At 31.0% G+C, this 20,429-nt stretch carries 17 protein-coding genes; 5 read left to right on the top strand and 12 right to left on the bottom strand.

Translation table 11 applies throughout. From position 1 onward, the window contains the following. Positions 1-314: 314 nt before the first annotated feature. Positions 315-617, bottom strand: coding sequence for a hypothetical protein (locus ABW636_RS10260; RefSeq protein ID WP_367589885.1), 303 nt, complete (start codon positions 615-617; stop codon positions 315-317). A gap of 122 nt (positions 618-739) precedes the next feature. Here ABW636_RS10260 and ABW636_RS10255 point away from each other — a divergent pair, with 122 nt between their 5' ends. Further along, a complete protein-coding gene (locus tag ABW636_RS10255) occupies positions 740-955 on the top strand; it encodes a helix-turn-helix domain-containing protein (RefSeq protein WP_367589884.1) in 216 nt (71 codons plus the stop codon). Positions 956-967: 12 nt separating this feature from the next. On the opposite strand, the gene ABW636_RS10250 is transcribed toward ABW636_RS10255, so the two are convergent. The 3 genes from ABW636_RS10250 to ABW636_RS10240 all read right to left on the bottom strand — a co-directional run bounded on the left by ABW636_RS10250 (position 968) and on the right by ABW636_RS10240 (position 5,414). After that, on the bottom strand, positions 968-1,546 hold the full coding sequence (locus ABW636_RS10250; protein WP_367589883.1) for a hypothetical protein: 579 nt from the start codon (positions 1,544-1,546) through the stop codon (positions 968-970). A gap of 90 nt (positions 1,547-1,636) precedes the next feature. After that, entirely contained in the window at positions 1,637-3,700 is a 2,064-nt protein-coding gene (locus ABW636_RS10245; RefSeq protein ID WP_367589881.1) for a hypothetical protein, read from the bottom strand. Positions 3,701-4,277: 577 nt separating this feature from the next. After that, positions 4,278-5,414: a tyrosine-type recombinase/integrase gene (locus tag ABW636_RS10240; RefSeq protein WP_367589889.1), complete on the bottom strand. Its 1,137-nt coding sequence runs from the start codon at positions 5,412-5,414 to the stop codon at positions 4,278-4,280. Positions 5,415-5,508: 94 nt separating this feature from the next. Between ABW636_RS10240 and ABW636_RS10235 the strand changes: the two genes are divergently transcribed. Then, the gene (locus ABW636_RS10235; RefSeq protein ID WP_367589879.1) at positions 5,509-5,877 is read left to right on the top strand and encodes a hypothetical protein; all 369 of its coding nucleotides are present in this window, start codon (positions 5,509-5,511) and stop codon (positions 5,875-5,877) included. On the opposite strand, the gene tnpC is transcribed toward ABW636_RS10235, so the two are convergent. The 8 genes from tnpC to ABW636_RS10195 all read right to left on the bottom strand — a co-directional run bounded on the left by tnpC (position 5,874) and on the right by ABW636_RS10195 (position 17,004). Beyond that, the gene (tnpC, locus tag ABW636_RS10230) at positions 5,874-7,103 is read right to left on the bottom strand and encodes an IS66 family transposase (RefSeq protein WP_367589888.1); all 1,230 of its coding nucleotides are present in this window, start codon (positions 7,101-7,103) and stop codon (positions 5,874-5,876) included. The genes ABW636_RS10235 and tnpC overlap by 4 nt on opposite strands. Positions 7,104-7,157: 54 nt before the next feature. Continuing rightward, the gene (locus tag ABW636_RS10225; protein WP_367589878.1) at positions 7,158-7,442 is read right to left on the bottom strand and encodes an IS66 family transposase; all 285 of its coding nucleotides are present in this window, start codon (positions 7,440-7,442) and stop codon (positions 7,158-7,160) included. After that, positions 7,435-7,704, bottom strand: coding sequence for an IS66 family insertion sequence element accessory protein TnpB (tnpB, locus tag ABW636_RS10220; RefSeq protein ID WP_367589887.1), 270 nt, complete (start codon positions 7,702-7,704; stop codon positions 7,435-7,437). The genes ABW636_RS10225 and tnpB overlap by 8 nt, the downstream gene beginning before the upstream one ends. A gap of 93 nt (positions 7,705-7,797) precedes the next feature. Further along, positions 7,798-8,112, bottom strand: coding sequence for an IS66 family insertion sequence element accessory protein TnpA (gene tnpA, locus ABW636_RS10215; protein ID WP_367589877.1), 315 nt, complete (start codon positions 8,110-8,112; stop codon positions 7,798-7,800). Between the two features lie 116 nt (positions 8,113-8,228). Beyond that, on the bottom strand, positions 8,229-12,260 hold the full coding sequence (locus ABW636_RS10210; RefSeq protein WP_367589876.1) for an nSTAND1 domain-containing NTPase: 4,032 nt from the start codon (positions 12,258-12,260) through the stop codon (positions 8,229-8,231). A 4-nt stretch (positions 12,261-12,264) separates the two neighbouring features. Then, positions 12,265-14,022, bottom strand: coding sequence for a hypothetical protein (locus tag ABW636_RS10205; RefSeq protein WP_367589875.1), 1,758 nt, complete (start codon positions 14,020-14,022; stop codon positions 12,265-12,267). A gap of 18 nt (positions 14,023-14,040) precedes the next feature. Then, positions 14,041-14,871 (bottom strand): gasdermin, encoded by an 831-nt coding sequence (locus tag ABW636_RS10200; RefSeq protein ID WP_367589873.1) that lies wholly within the window; start codon positions 14,869-14,871, stop codon positions 14,041-14,043. 57 nt (positions 14,872-14,928) lie between these two features. Continuing rightward, complete coding sequence (locus tag ABW636_RS10195; RefSeq protein ID WP_367589872.1) at positions 14,929-17,004, bottom strand: caspase family protein; 2,076 nt, start codon at positions 17,002-17,004, stop codon at positions 14,929-14,931. 481 nt (positions 17,005-17,485) lie between these two features. On the opposite strand from ABW636_RS10195, the gene ABW636_RS10190 reads away from it, so the two are divergent. From ABW636_RS10190 to ABW636_RS10180, 3 genes are all read left to right on the top strand, one after another. Continuing rightward, positions 17,486-18,304 carry a M48 family metallopeptidase gene (locus tag ABW636_RS10190; protein ID WP_367589871.1) on the top strand — a complete coding sequence of 273 codons (819 nt, stop codon included), beginning with the start codon at positions 17,486-17,488 and terminating at the stop codon, positions 18,302-18,304. A 109-nt stretch (positions 18,305-18,413) separates the two neighbouring features. Then, positions 18,414-19,736: an MFS transporter gene (locus ABW636_RS10185; RefSeq protein ID WP_367589870.1), complete on the top strand. Its 1,323-nt coding sequence runs from the start codon at positions 18,414-18,416 to the stop codon at positions 19,734-19,736. 203 nt (positions 19,737-19,939) lie between these two features. Continuing rightward, the gene (locus ABW636_RS10180) at positions 19,940-20,416 is read left to right on the top strand and encodes a lipocalin family protein (RefSeq protein WP_367589869.1); all 477 of its coding nucleotides are present in this window, start codon (positions 19,940-19,942) and stop codon (positions 20,414-20,416) included. Positions 20,417-20,429: the final 13 nt, after the last annotated feature.

Below are 20,429 nucleotides of genomic sequence, written 5' to 3'. Positions count from 1 at the left end.
TATTTCCATTTTTTTACCGTCAAACTTTTTAAGAGAATCTATTATTTCAGATTTAGTTTTTTGAGTTTTTATGAGTTTATTTATGTCAAGTTTATAAATATTCATTCGAATTGGTTACAACGTTTTAAGTATGTGTCGTAGCACGGAAAATGTTACCTTGCCATCGACAAATCTGCGCATATTTTATATTTTTTTACTTCATAAAATCTTTGCGCCATAGCAAATATACAAGAACCTTTTGATTCATTGCTTATCTGCTATGATCACATACTTGTTGTTACCACACGTTTATTTTTAATCAAATGAAGAAACTATTAAAGTTCTATGAGATATTTTAGTCGATAATAGCAATCCTTTGCCAACGGTTTTAATGATTCTCCGCTTGGCGTTATTTTATAATCTGTGGCCATACTCATAAATGCAGCATAGGTTTCTGCGAGATAGTCGTTCTTTTTCTCGCTAGAAATGTGCATAAGTTGATATATGACCTCTAGGATATTTAAATGATACATACTAGATGCAGGTAATCCCAATTGTTCTAAACCATATATTAATTGACAATGTTTAAGATCTTGTTGTATCAAATCGATGATTAACTGTTCATTTTTCTTAGACATTTTCTTTGGTTTTGAGTTCTATATAGTTTGTCGTGTAATTATATGACAAACTTAACAAAATATTTCAATTTGTCAAACTTTAATATGACAACAATGTCGTACGATTAATTGACATTTGTTTTGTGACTAAGGATGAGTTAAAAAGGAATATAGGAAAGAAAATTATTGAGTTACGGACTCAAAAAGGATGGAATCAATCTGATTTGGCTAGAGCTTGTAACAAAGATAGACAAGCTTTGGAAAAATTAGAGAATGGTAAAGTCAATCCTACCGTATATACACTTTTAGAAATATCAAAAGCCTTAGAAGTACCTTTGCAAGAATTGGTTAAGTTTTAATTCTATAACATATCATTTTAATACCTGAGTTAGATAAACGATTCCAAAGATCCATCCAATATATAAAGTAGTATATGTTAGAGCGTAAATTGTTGAAATTCCAATATCTCCTTTGGTGTCTGATGATTTGCTAAATACAAATTTTAATGCTCTGAAAAAAATCCAGTACATCATTGCGAGTATTATAAAAATTGAAAGCCAAAAAACTGCTTCTAATAGAATTAAAAGGATAGCAAAAAGGATGGTCATTCCAATCCATAGAATCACAGAAATGATTAACCCTCCGATTCCATCTCCAACGTCAATACTTGGTAAGTCAGGCAAAGTTCCAGATTGAGATATTATATCCCCGGTTTTAAAGTTTTTGAATTTAGGGAAGTTATCTTTTAATCCGATTCCTTTATAAAGTCCATATGTCATAAATAAAAATAGGGCAGTAGCTATAATCGATAATGAAATGTATAAATTAGAAGTGAAACTCCTATTATAGTTTATTCCAGTAATATAAACCGTCAGAATTGTAATTCCAATTACTATCAGAGATACAGTGAAAACTGACTTTCCTTTAAGATACGTTTGTTTAGCTTTCAATATTTATGATGTGTGGTAACGATTGATGTATGAGGCGGAATGTCCCGTTAGGGCATTATGACTTCATACATTCGTGTTAGCAAATGTTTTTTAGTTGTCATACATACCTATTCGTTCTATAAAAGTAATATTAATAAAAATATCATTAGGTAATAAACTTTTCATATGAATTTGACCATTATTAGAAATAATTATATTTAAGTTTCCTGGAACGTCGGCAGTGGAACTGTCAAGTGTTCTAAAAGATAGTCTAGGTGAAGAATATGCAGCTAAAATTTGTGGATTATTATCAGCTCTGTAAAAGAATAACCCTGAAACAGAATTAGGATCATTTGATGATATCACAAAACTTCCCCCCTTAACTTCTACACCATTTTTTTGTTTAATTGTTGGTACATCTATTGTTACGAAATCGCCATTTTTGAATCTTTTTCCAAAATCACGAGAATTAATCTTATTAAACTTGGATAAATATAAATCACTAGCAATATCAATCCTCTTAAAATCATTACCATTGTTATCTTTTTCTATATCAGAAGATATACATTCATTATCAAAGAGCTTAAGATAACTATCCTCATCATTATACCAATTTTCATCCGCTCGGCTGAATTCTTTAATATATTTGTAATCAATACCTAATCCAGATGAATTCTTAACATTTGAAGGATATGCTGTATGATCGGTAAAGCAATTGTTCATAATTTTTGTATATAATGCCCATTTTGTCAGTTTAATTATACAGGCATTATTTTGTATAATAGATTGATCTTTTGATTTTTTATAAGATATTCTATTATTTTCTATGACGGTATTCCTTGAGCGTTGATATTCAGTTTTATTATTGATGTTTAAATTTTCTCCTCCTATTGCTATCAAACCTTTATTTGAAAAATCAAAATTTTCATAATATTGATCCGTCATTTGAATGCTATTGTTTGCAATTAAAGCACCATTAGATGATTTTAATGTAATAGAAGAAGGATAATTTCCATCAAATTCAGTTGTCTCTAATACGATTCCTTTTGACACATATACTCCAAAGAATTTGTTGTCACCATAATTATTTTGAACAGCATTGTAAAAACCTCCCAAAGGAAAATCATCTGTATTATTAATATTTGGATTATCTCTAATTGACGTTCCATTAAATGAAATAGAAGATTCTGATGAATGAAAATAGGATGAATTCCATATAACCCCAGCTCTAAAATTATCTACTATGAAACTATTTGATAAATATAAAATAGGAGAATTGTTGTTAATCAAATTAAAAATACCAACTTTGTTATATTCTATTTGACTATGTTCAATCTTAGTAAAAATTGATGCAGTTAAATCTGGATTTATATCAGGGTTACCGTCAAAAACAATACCATTTTCTTTAAAATTTCTTATTTTAATGTTGCTCAAATCATTATACCTTGAAGCATAGAAATAGACTCCGTTTTTTGCAACTCTTCTGCCATCAACAGTGAAATTTTTTAATAAATTCCCTTGAATTGGTCTATGTTGTTTTCCGCTTGTTGTCTCAGAATTTAATCCGTTAAACCCTTTTATTTCAATAAAATTACCTTCGTGTAATACTTTGATTATCGTAGATGATATTCCTATGCCAATAATTTTAACTCCTTCATCGTTTTCTATTGTGCGTTCTTTCTTCAAAGTGGTTTTGGTAATGTAAGTTCCTTCTGCCAACTTAATAGGCGTGTTCGAAAAATTAATTGCCTTTTGAATTGCAATAGTGTCATCAATTTCATCATTTACTTTAGCTCCAAACCATTCAGGATATGTTTCTGTAATTTTCGGAAAACCTGTTATAGTGCCATCTCCATCAAATATTTGATAAACACCAGCATTAATACTTCCATTTATTGTTAATTCTACTCCGCTTTCTATTATTAATTTATTTCCTTTGAAAAAATTAAGCTCTATACCTTCCGGAATGGTGAAGTTTCCTTTTATTGTAAGATTTCCTTTAATTGTTATAGTTCCAAGACCATTTAGATTATTTGGTAGATAAATCGCATCAAACAATGTATTGTTGATATTTGGGTTGCTATCTTGTATACCCCCAAGAATCACAAATTCTGTAGTTTGTCCAAATGTGAGTAATGATGTAAGTATTGTTAATAATGTTAGTCCGATTTTCATTTTTATTTTCTTTAATATTTGCTAACGCTGCCTGTATGAATCGGGGCTTGCAAAATAGCCTTGATCAATTGATCCAGCCGCGCTTGTTTTTGATTTCTTTTTTACAAACCTATTAAAAATTAGCGCCACCGCAAACACAAAACTACCTTTCGAAAAATCATAATTGCCCTGATTTCATACAGCTTGTTATGGGGCGTACCACTTTTACAAGCCAGAATCTTGCAAATATACCGCAGTAAAGTGATATCTGTTTGCGCCACGATTCCTCAATAATTGTTTTCCTACAGCGATCACTTTGCTGCCTTTGGATCAGTTATTTGCCAAACCAGAAAATCACTAGCTTTAATTCCGTTAACTTTTCGTGATTTATCCTAAAAAAGCGATTTTCTTATCCGTTTTGCTCCGAAACACTCCGTTTTCGTGGTTTTTTCATCGCTTTTTTACTTCGGATCGGTCACAGAACATTGCAAAAATAGACTGTCCAAAATTCCGTTGAAAGTTCAGATTGCGTTTTGTTTTTCAGAGCTAGAGTATGCCCCCTAACAATTGAATATGTGTACTGGTACACATATTTCCATTATATTTTTCCCAAATCTAGTGGATTTCTAATTGATTTAAAATTTTTTAGGGCAACTTGTGTGTAAATTTCGGTTGTTTTTGTACTATTATGCCCTAATAAAGTTTGAATATATCTAATATCTGTTCCATCTTCTAAAAGATGAGTAGCAAATGAGTGCCTTAACATTTGTGGAGTTATTTTTCGTAATATACCGGACCTGGCGCTAGCTCTTCTAACAATTTTTGCCACACTTTCTGCCGAGTATCTATCACCTAACGTTCCTTCAAATAGATACTCTTTAGGTTTCCATTGTTTATAATAGATTCTTAGGTCTTTAAGTATAGTTTGAGATAGCAGCGAATATCGATCTTTATTATTCTTTGCATTTCTAATAAAAACTAACATTCGTTTACTGTCAATATCAGTTAAACGCAGGTTTAATAGTTCACTTCGACGTAAACCCGCTGAATACAATAAACCTATAATGCAACGATGTTTTATATTATTAGTATGTTCCAGCATAGTTATAATTTCTTCTTTTGATACTACTTTAGGGAGTTGTTGCTGTTTTCTAGGCCTTTCAATACTATAAAATCGGTTAGGCATTCCCATCACCACTTCATAATAGAATTTAATACTATTGATGGCTTGATTGAGATAGCTATTGGATTTGTTTTGACTAATGAGATGCTGTAAATAGCTTCGGATTTCCTGTTCTGACAAGGTAACAATATCCTTATCACAATAGTGATTAATGAATTTTTCAAATTGTATTATATAGGTTTTACAGGTATTTAAAGCATATCGTTTGAGTTCTAATTTTCTCAGGTATTCCTCGGGAACATACTTGTAAGAAGTTATTTTGTCACGGTTGCGGTACCAGTTGATATCTACAGGCCCGTTGTCACGCATTGGCTTTTCTTTAAAAAAAGAGTTTACATTTACCCAGGCTACCCCTTTAAACTTCTCGAAAATTTGATTCAGGTTTTCTCTACTATTTACAATATATACCATAGAAAACTCATTACTCCACCTTGGGTTTGGCAATTCCTTAATCAATGCTTGTATTACCTTGTCAGGGTAGAATTGTATTCCGATCATCTTTTGATTATGGATCAACAAATGTTTTAAGGTAATATGTTTATTGAGTTTCATCATACAAATATGTGATATCTATACATAATAACAGTATTTTAGTCGAATAGTATTCGAATAGAGTTCGATTACTATTCATTTAAATAAAAAAACAATGAATACTTGCCCTCATTGCAAAGCAGAAATTAAAGGAAGATCTGATAAGAAATATTGTACTATCCATTGTAAGTCTGCACATCAATATCAAAAACGTAAATCAGAAGAAGCCTTATATTATACTATCGATAAAAAATTGAAGACCAATCGAAAACTTTTAAAAGCCTACAACAAATCAGGAATGTCCACCATACGCAAAGAAAAACTGATTTCAGAAGGTTTTGATCCATCTTATTTTACACATTATTGGAAAAACAAAAAGGGACAAGTATATCTGTTCTGTTATGAATATGGATATCTGGATTTAAAAGAAAATCAAAAAGAAAAATATCTCTTGGTAACCTGGCAAGATTATATGAACAGTTAATTACCAAAATTGACTTCAGGTATCTTCCAGTAGTTAGGTAATAATTCATACAACCGATTTGCTTTGTATTCTTGTATATTCTCTAATACCTCTTTAAGCCAACTATAGGGATCTATATTGTTCATTTTACAACTGGCAAACAAAGAATACAGGATTGCAGCTTTTTGAGCAGCTCTATGAGAACCTGAAAAAAGGTAATTCTTTCTACCTAAAGCCAATGGTCTAATAGTGTTTTCTACCAGGTTATTATCAATTTCATAATGACCATCAGTGATATATCTTTTCAATTTATTCCATAATTTTAATGCATATCCAATAGCCTTTCCAATAGCACTTTTAAGCAGCACTTCAAGAATTTGTGCTTTAAGCCATTTTTCTAAGCTATCCAAAATTGGAGCTGCATATAATTTGCGGTAACGTTTTCTTTGTTCAGCCGAACTTTTACGACTCCTTGCTTTTCGCTCTATAGCATATAGCTTTTGAATTTGTTCCAATACATAACTGGCTCTGAATGCATCCCCATTCAGTGCTTTTTCAAAATATCTTCTAGCATATGCCATACATGCCAATAAAGAAATGTTTCCTTTTGTTTTTAAGTTTACATATCCAGAATATCCATCGGTTTGAATAGTCCCATTATACTCTTGTAATAATTCTTCGGGAACATTTTTTGACCTACTAGGTGCATACCTAAATAGAACCAATCTCTCTAATGGAGCATGGTATACCCAATGATAGCCCATATGAAGCTTTCCTTTTTTAGAAGTATCCTGAACCCCAATAGGGGATTCATCTATCTGAAGGTAATTACTTTGTAAAAGTTCTTTTTGCAAAGTGTCATATAGAGGTTCCAATAACTTAGTAGTTGAATTAAACCAATTAGATAGTGTTCCTCGACTAATATCAAGATGTTGACTTTTGAATATCTGTTGCTGTCTGTAAAAAGGTAAATGGTGAACAAATTTACTAACCATAATATGAGCTAGTAATCCAGCTCCTGCATTGCCTTTTGGAATTGGAAGTGATGGAAGATATCCAATTACTATCCTATTATCTTCCAGCGATATGTACTTGGGGCGAACAATTCTTCTAACAAAAATACTGGAAGGATGATATTCCAGTATTTCTGTTACTTCTTCTCCAATCTTTTTGGAATTAGGCAACACCTCATTAGGCTCTATAATCTCCTCTATTCGAGGTAAGTGAGATGGGATTGAGCTTCGAATAGGTTGGTGCTTCTCTGTTGTTTTCTTTTCTCTTTTGTAGGTAACCTCTATGGATTAAGTTCTAGTACCAGAAATTTCTAATGGTTCAACGAATAAATCTAATTGTCCAGTATCAGAAGCAACAAACCGTTCACTTTTACTACCAAAAACCATTCGTTTTAGTTCAGATAATTGTTGTTGCAAGTATTGATAGTCAAATTGTAATTTTTGATGCTCTTTTACCAGGGTATCATATGCTTCCTGAAGCAAAAATGGATCGTTAGTCAAAGAATTATTCAATGTAATTTTCACATTGTAAAAATACCTAAACCCTCGGATATGTACAATAAAATCAAACATTTTCAAATACTGGTTTATAACGTTTTCTTCTGCTAATATCAGTAATAGAAACTCCATCAATAAGTAAAACTAATTGGGAGTAGCTTAAAGAAATACTTTCTACTTGCTGATCATAATAAGGGATCTCAAAAGTGCCAGACTCCAATCGTTTGTAATACATAATAAAACTACTACCACTCCAATGAAGTAACTTTACCTTATCACGGGTTTTATTGATGAAAATATATACAGAACCATTGGGTAGGAGAGGTAGACAGGTTATTTTGTATCAATCCACAAAGATCATTAAATCCTTTTCGCATATCTGCTGGTTTACTGTACAGATGAAACCTGTGAGTTGTCGTAAGTCCAAACATCAGAAAAGAGTGATTAGGGTTTTCAGTTCCTTTCTGTAAATATCAGAGGGACATTGTAGAAAAACTCCATTAGGATAATGAACCTCAATAGGAACAGTTACTGTTCTGGAAACAACTGTATCTTTTATGGGGTTAGAGACTTCTAAAGGAATGAAGACAGATTCTTTTTTTGAAACTATTTTCTTAGGTTCTGGAAAATCAACTCTATATTGCCTATTCCAGTATTTCATAATACCGTAATTAATATCATGTTTTTTACCATATTCTTTTAAACTCAAAGAACTCTCTCGCCAGTTCTTTAATATGGAGTACATCTCCTTCTTTCTTTTGCTAGTTTCTTTTTGCATACCGTAAAACTAGAACCTAAATCAAAATCATACAAGATGCAGTTTGCCGAACGCTTACTTTGATACTATTAAATCAATTACATTTAATCATTTGGGACAGTATCAAAATTGATGGTTCTTTTTGCTATCTCTTTTTCAAAACTTCTAAATTTCCATTTTTTGATGTTTCCGTTGGTATCTCCAGAGATGATGTAATGACCATCCAAAGAAAATGTAGCGGTGGTGACTGGGTGATAATGTAGTATAATACTATACATGTTTTTAAAAGTATTATCATTTTGTTTTTGATAAATCTGTACTGTTTGATCACTACTCGCAGAAAGAATTAAGTTATCTTGATAAAACTCTACATCTTCTATATCCCCTGTATGAGAAAGTACTTGTATTGGGCTAAACTTTTTATCATTATCAATTTTCCAGATAATAACTTTATTGTCCAGACTACCCGAAACCATATACGATCCATCTACAGAAAAATCAATATCCCGAACCTTATCTGTGTGTTCGGATAGGGTATCCAAAGGAGTATTTTTATCATTATACATATAAATATTATTATCGTCGGTGATAAATGATAAAATATCTTTATTGCTATTGTATTTAATATTTATAATACTGTCTGGATTAACAATGTACTTCATTTCATTAAGTTTTGTAATCTTTATATTTCGATTTTCTATAAAATCATATTTTAGAGAAGCTGCATTGTTATAATTAGTATAGGTAATTTCTGGTTGATTATTGGGCAATTCTTCAAAATCCGAATTTATTTTTTTAACACTAGTTAGATTACCTTTCTTGTAAACAATATGAATCTCATTTGTATCCTTAAATTTTATTTTATTTATAAAACCTTCTAGAGAATATGATTTTTTTTCTATAGGACTAATATTCCATATTTTTATAGTATGATCTTTATCGCTGGTTACAATATAGTTCTCATCATTTTTAACAAAAGAAACATTTTGAATTTCCCCAAGGTGGCCCGTAAATTTTTTCACATATGAATGATCAGGGTTTAATAAAAACGCTGTCTTATCATTGCTTCCTACTAGAATATCTCCTTCACTAGAAACATCGATTGCACTTATTCTTTCATCATGAGTAAAAATATGATGATCTACCATTTTACTGGTAAGGTCAAATCTTTTGATACTTCTTTTTAATCCTAATAGTATTTTTTTATTGTCTAATATTTTGAAAGAATAGATATAATCGTCTTCGGGTAATTTTCCTTTTAAAATATCTTCGTCTACAGATATTTGTTCCTTAAAAAAAGACTTGTTGGCTCTTTTAAGCAACTTTCTATTCATAATAATTTTATCATGTAATCTTTTGTCAGCGATTTGTTGCTTAGGATCATCATCTTGTATTTTTTTGTTTAAAATACTTGTTCTAATTCTTTGTTTATTGGCATGAAGTAATTTTTTATCTCCGTATAAAACAAGATATTCTCCTTGGTCTCCAAATGCTTTGATTTTACGTATTGGACCTGATAAGGTATGTAGTGTTTGTATCGCCGGTGTAATCCTTAACTTATTTAAATTAAGTCGTAGTATTTTATTATCTACAACAATAAGAAATGTATCATCGTGTTCAATAAATTCAATTTCTATTAATTTATTTCCTTTAATAGTAATTTCGTGATTTCCTTGCTCATCCAAAACGAGAGATGTTCCGTCTTGATCTAATAATTTTAATGAGATATGTTCCTTACTTTTTTGTGCAATCAACGTGTTTAGCTTATTGTTTCGTGCTTTAAAGGGCTCAAAAGCCAAAATATTTTTCTTTTTGAAAATGATCTGGCCTGGGTCATTCTTCTTTTTGTAAACCAGAGACTGCGTAATTAAAATGTTGGACTGTGTTAATGCAAATACATAGATTACAGAGTCATTGTCAAATAATCTACGTGTTTTGGTAGTAACAATTGTACCTTCTTTTATAGGAATACTATTTAGGTAAAACGGAGCTTTTATATAGTCTCTATATAGGTTCTGTTTAAAATGGTTCTGAAGGTCAAAAATCATATTTGAATTAATATGAATATTGGACTTTTTATGTTTTGCGATAAGATTTGAATGCTTTTTTTCTGAAGCCAGTATCGTATTATATGAAACCGTTTTATCAATTTCATAATTATAAAGAACCTTGCCGATATCTTTATAAATATCGCCCGATATTTCCTTAACTTCTCGTTCTTTCTCTACCTCTTTAAAATAAAAAGCTAAGGCAATCATGGCGATTAAAAGTAGTACAGAAATCACTCTCGAGTAATTAAAATACTTTCTTAGTTTTATATTTTGCTTTTCTTTTTCAATCTTTTCTTTTTCGACTTCTATAATACTGTCGTCTAAATATCGCTGCTTACGATTTTGAATATCAATTACATCATCATGAACAATAAAATCTTTATACTGCCGTATTTTCATGATCTGAGGATAGGTAAGCAAATCCTCTTTTCTTTTGGTATCCAAAAAAATGTCAAAAGATGCATTAAAGTCTTTTTTTATCAAAGATTTAAAGTCTTCTTCTATCCTAATATTACTAATAACCTTTGCAATAATATCATGGCTTAATTCTGCATAATCAGAACTAATATTTAGAATACCTTTTAATGATAATTTATTTATGATTTCCGAAATGGTAGCATTATAAGCTTCTTCATCTATATGGCCCCATATATCGGTTTGAATTTTATTAAGTATTTTTTGATTTGCAATTACATAAGTAGATGTATCTTTTTTTTGAATAGGAATCCTTTTTTTAAGATCATTACTCGTTTTGAAGTGTCTTAAGAATTTTATGACACTGTCTTTATGTTTGGTTTGATTATTAAGCTTGTTTTTGGTGTTTTTAAGAATTGTGGTACTAACTTCTCTAATATAATCTTCTAAAACACTTTCGATAGTTCCAAATTCTCGTATTTCATCTTCTTTAAATTCTAGGGGAGGGTGTATGCCGTATTTTTTTGAAATAGCTTCAGGAACTTCGTTACCATAGGTTTTATAGTAATCCATTTTGTATAGACGATCCAGATAAACCTGAAGAAAAGGAAGATGATAGCTGGTTACAGTTTCTTCGTGTATTTTTATTTGATCAATGATAAGTTCAATTCTCCTGTTTTTTTCTTTTACAGAAAGTTCTTTCCTCTTTTCGACCAAAAGATGATCTTCATATTGATTAATATTAAATACCTCAAAAGACTTCTTTATGATTTCTTTTATAGTATCTTCATCTGGGTGGGCAAGCCGTATTTTTTTATAAAAAATATGGGGAATATAGTACTGCAATTGATCTAAATATCCAAAATATTCTTCACGTAGTGAGATAATGATATTAAAGGGTATTTTGTAATCAAAAATAAGTTTTAGGAAAAGCCCGAATGTTTTAATTTCTTTTTTTGTTCCATAAACAAAAAGTTCCTCGAACTGGTCAAAAATAATTAGAGGGATGTGTGATAAATGAGTGTTTTTTAGTTTAAAATATTTACTTATTTGTCTAGATACTTGCTTGACCTCATCATTTTTTTTGGTGAGCTTTTCTAATAACCCATTTCTTTCGTCTATATACTGCTTTAAAACTTCCTGATTCTTTTTTATGGCAGGAGAAAAATCATCAGTAATGGGACTGGTAGTATTGTTTTGGGAAGTGTTATCAGGAGTAAGTTCTTTTTGTTGTCTCCTTTTTAATTTTGTTATTTTATCCTCTACCTGGATGATAAGCTCATCTATCGTCTCAATTCCTTTAGAAGTTCGTTTAAGGCTGTTGTGGGAGATTAAAAACTCGTCTAATAAATGCGACTGATCAACTTGGTCTTTAGAGTCTTTAATGGTAGTAAACAACATTTTTTTGATAGAAGCTATTAGGTCATTATTTCTTCTAATGCTTATAATAGAATTATCTGCCAGATGAATTTTATTTAATAAACCACAATAAATAAGACTCGTTTTTCCAGATCCAGAGGGACCATGTAATATCACCAACGAAGAATCATTATATAGCTCAAAAACCTTAAGTGTTTCTTTTTTTCTTCCAAAATAGCTGTCCTCGTCATCTTTTTGATACGAATTCAAAAATTTGAAAGGAGAGATTATATTAGATTTTAGTGGTAGCATTTACTTATGATATTAGTTCCCAGATGGTATTAAAATGAGCTAGTAATTTTTTCTTTTCTTCAATAAGTTTTATCGTTCCATTTCCATTTATAGTTTGGTTTTCGAGAAGAATAGGATTACGAGGAATCATTATTTTTTTGTGTTCAACATCTATATTGTCAATATCGATGGCCTCATAAATTAACTTGTTTCCTGTTTGATGATAACGATCCAAATAGAATAATTTAATTTTATCTGCGGCAACAGATGCCGAATTGATATCCAGATAAAATGGAGAAAGGTTAAGTGATCTGGTTTGGGTCATTATTCCTTCTTTCATCGATGAGGTACATACATATACAGAGTGTACATTAATATCAATTTGAACCTTCTCATCTTTCATTGTAAAAACCTCACCAGTTTCATACCCCTGTAGCAAAGGTCTGCTATCGATAGGGTAATAGGATTTATTGATCACGTAGGACCGTTCACTATTGTACTTAAATTGATAATAAAAAACATCGTAAATGGATTCGATACCAAGTGATCTTAAAAATCTAAATCGCTTTAAAAAGATTCTTAAATAGGATTCTGCTTCTATATACTGTGAGGTACTACTTTGATTTTGATCAGGGTGATCAAAGAAAAATCTGGATACCTGTTTAAAATCTTTTTCATTTTGTACGGCACAATTTTTTAGATCCATCCAAAGCGGTTTTTCTTGTAAATATTGATCTGGAATGTTACCATAGACAAATGCCAGATCTTCGGTAATCTTTTCCTGATCATTAGATTGCCAACTAATAGTAAGATTTTCTCTCAATACTCTTTTCACCTCAGGATCTAATGTTGTTGTAAATTGTGGATCAGATTTCGAAATGGACCAAATCATCGAGTATGCAGAGAATTTAAGGAATTTAAGAAACTCATTAAATATTCTACGAGTCGTTTTATATCGGTCCTGACCTAATTTTTGATATTTTCCGTTTCTGTCATCTTCATATTCAGATAGCTTGTATAGGTGTATACATAAAAAATAAGGATAATACTTATATAGTTTTTCATCCAAATCCTCCTCCTTTATGATTTCTTGCTCCAATTTCTTAAAACCACTGTATATTGGATATTCATCTGGAATTGAATAGGTAAGTCTTTGATCAAAGTTAGTAGCGTTTTTATGAACTTTCAGGATATAATTATCTATTTTTTTGGTAAGCTCATCTAATGCCATGGCACCTCTTTGTGCATCTGTTCCTGGATCTCTATAATGTCCTTGCTGAAAACCAATGGTTTGACGAAAAATGTTTTCTACCAGGTTACTATTATTTATATTTTCTTCTTCATTTAATAATAGTTCATAAAACCTGATAGCCAGTGTTTTTGCAAAATGATCATATACAGGAGTGGTTGTACCTATAACAATCGGTACATTTTGTAATGCATTAATAATAGTATCTGTACTACAACCGTTAATAAATACCATTTTTAATTTGGGAGCATTGTTAAGGATGTTAACTAATCCTTTGTTATGAAATACCTCATCACTTAATTGAAGTGCTCCATCGCCTTGATGGCCGCTAAAATGAAAAACGGTCATATCATTGGCAATAAGTGTCAGTTTATTTATAAAATTATCGATACCTTCATTATGGATGATTTCTTTACTAAACCGATTGTTATGAGTTAATAAAAGCTTGTCAATAGTAGCTTTTTCATCATCCAGATGTGATAAAGGATTTTGAGTGTCATTTTCAAATATGCCTACAAAATATTCGAGAGCCATCAATGCTTGTTTTTGGGGTTAAAACTCTATTAAAAGCGGATTTGCCTGGTTTTCATCCAGCATATATTTAGGTATTTCTATTACACTATGATCTGTGCCCGTCACGTTTTTGGCAGAACGAATATTCTCTAGCCATTGACCTTTAGAAAACTTTCCTGTTGTTGGGTCGATAGAAATTTCTACACATGTAAATGCATAAGTAAGCGCTGTTCTTCCTTTAAATTTTATTTCATTTTCGGCTACTTTTTCTACTTTTAGTCCAGTATCTAAATTAGAAATATATTGTTGGATTAAAGGTATATTTATAGATGCTTCGGTTTCATTTCCTTTATAAGTAGATAATGTAAAATCTTTACTAGTTAGAACATCTGTGATTAGTGCAAGTTTTGTGTCAGGTTCGGTCAAAATGTTCGCAATGAACATATTATCTGGATCTCCTTTTACATCGTTCGACACAAGTATGTTACCAAATTCTAAAGGATCAATATATTTTCGTTTTACATTTCCAAAAGAAAATGACATTGTTTTAGATCCTTTTATTGCAGTTGCAATAGCTGCTGGATCCAAACCAAATGCTTTAATAAAATTACCAAGGATATCAAACCCAATATTGAAATCAATTTTTTTGGTCTTTGAATGTGATATCTTTGCTACTGGATCTGTTTTTATAGGAATTTCATGTTGAAACTCATCTTTAACCAAAAACTTGAACTCTCCTAAATACTTAGGCTTTTTATCACGTATCTCTAACATACATAGAGGTTGAATCCTTGCTTCTGGAACTCGTAATGGGTTTGCGTTAAACAATTCCCTTATTTCGTCGGTTATTTGGTTCTTACAAATTCTCATGATATCTATGTTATTTGGTTAATGTTATGATCCTTGTTTATGTACGTGTCTGTAATATCATATTTTTTTTACATTAATTGTGTCTAAAGATTCTAAATCTGACATTTTTGTACTGGGGTATAATGCATTGATAAAAGGTACTACCTGTTTATTAGAAGTATACCATTTAATATTTTCTAGTAATTTAGTTGGTAATTGATTGTAAGATGGGTTTACAAGTTGTAAGTCGGTAGTGTAAACATCCCATGTTGCTTTTTGAGGAATTAACTCTGTAATTGCGCCATGACCTCTAACACTATCTTTTGTGATAGGGGGGCGTAAACCTGACTGTGTCATGTCAGGAATAGAACTATTTATATCTTCATGGTTATTTACAATAAACTTATATTGTAACCAATCGTGTTTCCAGTTATAAATTTCTTTATAATTATCCAAGGACCAACCGGCGTAAGAAGATGAGTAATGTTCATAAAAAAATACAAATTCGTTTGGTTCTATTTTTTTGGTAGCATTATCCAATGGATCTGCAGAAATACTCATATCAGACCCTAATACCAACGCAGTTACAAAAACAGGTTGATTAGAGATATTAGTTACTTTAATTTGATATTGTTGATAATATTCTCCTATATTGGTTTTTCTATCCATAAAAGGAACAATCTGATGTCTTACGTTAGTGATATCTTTCCAATCATCATTTTGATCTAATCGAATTTCAATTTTAATAGGAGTAGATAAAAATTCGCTATCAGGATTGGTCAATGTCGCATAATAATTCCATTTTACCAATGCTTTTAGTTGATGAGTAAGGTTTTCTTTTAATAAATTATTTGAGACCTCTTCAATATCAATCTGAGTAGCCAAAGGCCTATATGGATTGTTTGGGAGATGAATAGATATAGTATTTCCAAATATAGTCAGAGAAAATGATGCTTTTTCTGGATTTGTAATTTCTATATTGGGAAATTTTTCTATAAATGATCTAATTTCTTTTTCAATTTTAGAGTTTTCATCCAAATTACCAATACTAATTTGTAGTGGGGCAGCTAACATTTCTGTAGTTACAAAGTATGATTTGGTATAATCCAATTCTATTCCAATCTCCATAGGATCTTTTACCATCGAATCTTCTAAATTAACTTGCGTAACAGTAGTTTTAAAACTTTTACCTTCAGCTATTTTAACAGTTATTTCTGTGCCAGATTCGATACCGAATAATTGTCCTTTGTCATAATACCATCCATTTTTGTTATTAAAGATTAACTGACCTTGTTGATGAAACGATTGATCTGAATATAAATTTAACCAAGAGCTATATTGAGTTATTTTTCCTTTTCCCTGTATGCTTATAGTAGGAGTTTGCTTTTTCTTGGTGATTTCTTTTAGACTTATTTTTGACCATTTAACAATGTCCATATAATTGATTTGGTTGGACCTAGTCTTAATGAGTTGTAATAGATATCTGGTAAAAACCCCACCTTTTGCATCCTCCCAAGAAGATTCTGAAGAGAGACATGCTGCAATATGAATAGAATTTTTAAAGGATAACCAAGAAGAAGTCTTTTGCGATTTTAACTCATTTTCATCAATTTCGTTAGAAAATATAAAATCCTCATATTTTCTTGCCGGAAATATATCGGTGATTTTACGTTGAAGTGTGTTTTGATCATTGTTTAAGGATAATGATCGGACTATATCACCAGAATGACAACAGTCAAAAATTGTTATTAAATGAGGGGTGTTTTTAAATTTGGAAAACAAATATCTAAGCTCTTTATCTGCGAGTAAAAAGTCTGAATTTTCGCTTTCTTGTTGGTGATAACAAACCATACATTCTATTTGATTTGTATACGCATCGCTAAACCTATTCGATGCTTCTTCTAATCCCCCATGACCGCTATAGTATAAAAACACAACATCATCGTTGTTTGCACCACCTAAGAAGTCTTGTATATGAGTAATGATGGTTGCTTTTGTAGCTTCGTTATCAATCAACTTCTTAATAGAAATATCTTGATAATGATCTTGTAAAGTTTGCAAATAAGTTTCAATTTTATAAACATCATTTACACATTGATATAATGGGCTTAGCTCATAATCATTAATTCCTATAAGTAATGCATAAAGGTTCATAATCCTATTATTGTTTTTGAGTACTAAACAAGAACGATTTTAATTCACAAACCAGTAAAGGTACTATTTATTCAATAGTATGTATACATAGGAAAAGGAGAGTTTAAGCTAATGAAAATATCATTAGCAGGGTAATTGTTTAATACTTAGTAATATTGTTTAATTTTTTAGATTATGTAATAGTATAAAAATAAGTATATTTATTGTAATATTAACATGAAATACCCCCTAAAATAGTAGGGATAATACCCCTTTTTTGTTTGAGTATGCAGAAAATATAGGGATAGTAACTTTTTGCTTTTTGAAAATATTTTTTAAGGTTTTATTGTAGAAATACTGTAGAAGTTTTCTTTATAAAAGGTCTGTTGTCGAACTAATTAGAATTTCATCGAAAAAAAGCTACACAAAAATGTCAAAATAATTATAAATACTAAGATTTTTGAGTATTTTTAACTAACCATATTATACATATAAATTAATTATGAAAATTAAAAGAATTTCAGCCTTTGCAGCTGTTTTATTGTTTTTGTCTTGTGCTACAAATCCGTTTACCGGTAAAAAGACATTGGCATTGGTTCCAAACTCTCAAATTTTACCAATGGCTTTCCAACAGTACAATCAGTTTTTAGGAGAAAATAAGGTAGTAAAAGGTACTTCTGAAGCCGAAATGATTACCCGGGTTGGACAAAAAATAGCTAAAGCATCAGAACGTTGGCTTAGTGCTAATGGATACGCTGGTTATCTAAAAGATTATAAATGGGAGTATAACCTTGTAGAAGATAAAACTGTAAATGCCTGGTGTATGCCTGGTGGTAAAATTGTATTTTATACAGGAATCTTGCCTATTGCAAAAAATGAGACAGGTATTGCCGCTATTATGGGACATGAAGTAGCTCATGCTTTGGCAAATCACGGTCAGCAACGAATGAGTGCAGGACAAATCCAACAAGTAGCAGGAGCAGCAACTGCTATTGCCGTGAGCGGAAAAGATCAAAAAACACAACAAATTGTAGGTACTGCATTTGGATTAGGTAGTCAGTTTGGAGTGATGTTACCTTTTAGCAGAAGTCATGAAACAGAAGCTGATCGTATTGGAATTCAGTTAATGGCTATCGCTGGATATAACCCAAATGAGGCTGCAGAACTTTGGAAACGCATGAAAGCAAATAGTGGGGGACAATCACCACCAGAGTTTATGAGTACACACCCATCTAGTGATACAAGAATAGCAAACCTTACTGCTTGGGCACCTTCTGCAAGAGCAGAAGCCAAAAAATTTGGAGTAACGACATTTAAATAATTGTAAAGTATATTTTCTTAAAAAGATTATACTTACTTTAGAAGCTGTTTTGAAAAAAATCAAAACAGCTTTTTTATTTAATTATAGTTAACAAAGTACTCTTATTATAATGAAACATACACTAGCCAAAGGAGATAAAAAATTGTTGAATGCCTGGGCCTTTTATGATTGGGCTAATTCTGTATATAACTTAACCATCTCATCGGCAATTTTTCCTATTTTTTGGGGAGCACTTACCATTGTTAGAAATGATCAAGGCGATATTATAAATGATACCGTTAGATTTCTAGGAATTGATTTTAACAATGATTCTTTGATTAGTTATGTTACTGCATTAGCATTTTTGGTGGTATCTATAATGAGTCCATTACTTTCGGGTATAGCAGATTATGTTGGGAATAAGAAAAACTTTCTCAAATTCTTTTGTTATCTGGGAGCCTTATCCTGTATTGGTTTATATTGGTTTAGTTTAGAGTTTTTATGGTTTGGTTTATTGTGTTATTTTTTTGGTTTGGTAGGATTTTGGGCCAGTCTGGTTTTTTATAACTCGTATTTGCCAGATATTGCTTTCCCAGAACAACAAGATGCCATAAGTGCAAAAGGATATTCTTTAGGGTATATAGGTAGTGTTATATTGTTAATTATTAACCTTGTTATGATCTTGAAATATGAATGGTTTGGTTTTGAGAATGAAGGAGTCCCTACTCGGCTATCATTTGTGATGGTCGGGATTTGGTGGATCTTATTTAGTCAATATACTTATTACTATTTACCAAAAGGAAACAAGAAAGATACATTTACAAAAGAGGTTGTTTTTAATGGTTTTAAAGAATTAAAAAAGATTTGGAATGCATTACGTCATGATATACGATTACGTAGATATCTTACAGCATTTTTTGTGTATAGTATGGCGGTGCAAACAATTATGTTAATCGCTACTTATTTTGGGATAGAAGAGTTAGATTGGGGAGAGCAGGATGCTACCACAGGTTTAATAATTAGTATTTTATTGATACAATTAGTTGCTGTGTTAGGAGCTTTTTTAACCTCAAGGGCTTCTGCCAAATTTGGTAATGTTCCAACTTTGATCGTTATTAATATTGTTTGGATTGGTATTTGTATCTATGCCTATACCATTACAACGCCTTATCAATTTTATGCTACAGCTGCTATTGTTGGTTTGATTATGGGAGGAATACAATCTTTATCAAGATCAACCTATTCAAAGTTTTTACCAGAAAACGCGTTTGATACCGCTTCGTATTTTAGTTTTTATGATGTTTCAGAAAAAATAGGAATCGTAATAGGAATGTTTTCTTATGGTATTATTGCTCAGTTAACAGGCAGTGTGCGTTATTCTATTTTATTTTTAATACTGTTTTTTGTAGTTGGGGTACTATTACTTTTTAGAGTACCTAAATCTAACCCATAAATACAACTTTGTTTCTTTACCAGATCATTTCGTAGTACAAGTTTTATGATGTAATAGTTGAGTAATAAACTTTGTCTGTTTTTCGTGTATTTTATCGGAATTTGGGAGTTTATTATGCGATAGATTATAGTTTTGTTTTGTAATATGATATTATTGTAAACGTTATCTATATTCGTTACATTTATATGATAAAACCTAAAATTATGAAAAAACTTTTAATTGTGCTGACAGTCATTCTATTAGCATCTTGTGGAACTACTCAAAAGACAATTATTTCTGCAAAAAAAACTTTAAAAGGAGAATGGTCTCTTGATAAAATTACTTATGATCGAGACGGAATCTTCGAAGTAAATCTTTATAATGATGCATCGGCAGAATGTTTTACCGGTAGTACCTGGAAATTTATTCCAAATAATAACACAGGAACTTACCAGGTAAATCAAAGTACTTGTGTATCTACCGGGGCTAGAAATTTTAGATTTACGATCCCAAAGCCAGAAGCCGATGGTGATTTTAGTTTTTTGTTTAAGCCAATAAACGAAAAGAAGAAAAGTACCAATAACAATCAGGGGTACAGAATGGCTTTAAAACATCTGGATGAGGCTACCATGACTTGGGCAATGACCGTAAGTTTAGAAGGGAAACCTTTTGTGATCACAATGAATTTTAATAAAATATAACAATTCAAATCAT

This window comes from Aquimarina discodermiae (genome assembly GCF_040786235.1).
GTDB lineage: Bacteria > Bacteroidota > Bacteroidia > Flavobacteriales > Flavobacteriaceae > Aquimarina.
Note: the sequence above shows the minus strand (reverse complement) of the source record. Positions and strands in the feature narration are given on the sequence as shown.

Excerpts from the sequence above, each read along its gene's own strand:
- ABW636_RS10260 (WP_367589885.1), bottom strand. The coding sequence starts at position 617 with ATGTCTAAGAAAAATGAACAGTTAATCATCGATTTGATACAACAAGAT.
- ABW636_RS10245 (WP_367589881.1), bottom strand. The coding sequence starts at position 3,700 with ATGAAAATCGGACTAACATTATTAACAATACTTACATCATTACTCACA.
- ABW636_RS10240 (WP_367589889.1), bottom strand. The coding sequence starts at position 5,414 with ATGAAACTCAATAAACATATTACCTTAAAACATTTGTTGATCCATAAT.
- ABW636_RS10235 (WP_367589879.1), top strand. The coding sequence starts at position 5,509 with ATGAATACTTGCCCTCATTGCAAAGCAGAAATTAAAGGAAGATCTGAT.
- ABW636_RS10225 (WP_367589878.1), bottom strand. The coding sequence starts at position 7,442 with ATGTTTGATTTTATTGTACATATCCGAGGGTTTAGGTATTTTTACAAT.
- tnpA (WP_367589877.1), bottom strand. The coding sequence starts at position 8,112 with ATGTACTCCATATTAAAGAACTGGCGAGAGAGTTCTTTGAGTTTAAAA.
- ABW636_RS10210 (WP_367589876.1), bottom strand. The coding sequence starts at position 12,260 with ATGCTACCACTAAAATCTAATATAATCTCTCCTTTCAAATTTTTGAAT.
- ABW636_RS10205 (WP_367589875.1), bottom strand. The coding sequence starts at position 14,022 with ATGGCTCTCGAATATTTTGTAGGCATATTTGAAAATGACACTCAAAAT.
- ABW636_RS10200 (WP_367589873.1), bottom strand. The coding sequence starts at position 14,871 with ATGAGAATTTGTAAGAACCAAATAACCGACGAAATAAGGGAATTGTTT.
- ABW636_RS10195 (WP_367589872.1), bottom strand. The coding sequence starts at position 17,004 with ATGAACCTTTATGCATTACTTATAGGAATTAATGATTATGAGCTAAGC.
- ABW636_RS10190 (WP_367589871.1), top strand. The coding sequence starts at position 17,486 with ATGAAAATTAAAAGAATTTCAGCCTTTGCAGCTGTTTTATTGTTTTTG.
- ABW636_RS10185 (WP_367589870.1), top strand. The coding sequence starts at position 18,414 with ATGAAACATACACTAGCCAAAGGAGATAAAAAATTGTTGAATGCCTGG.
- ABW636_RS10180 (WP_367589869.1), top strand. The coding sequence starts at position 19,940 with ATGAAAAAACTTTTAATTGTGCTGACAGTCATTCTATTAGCATCTTGT.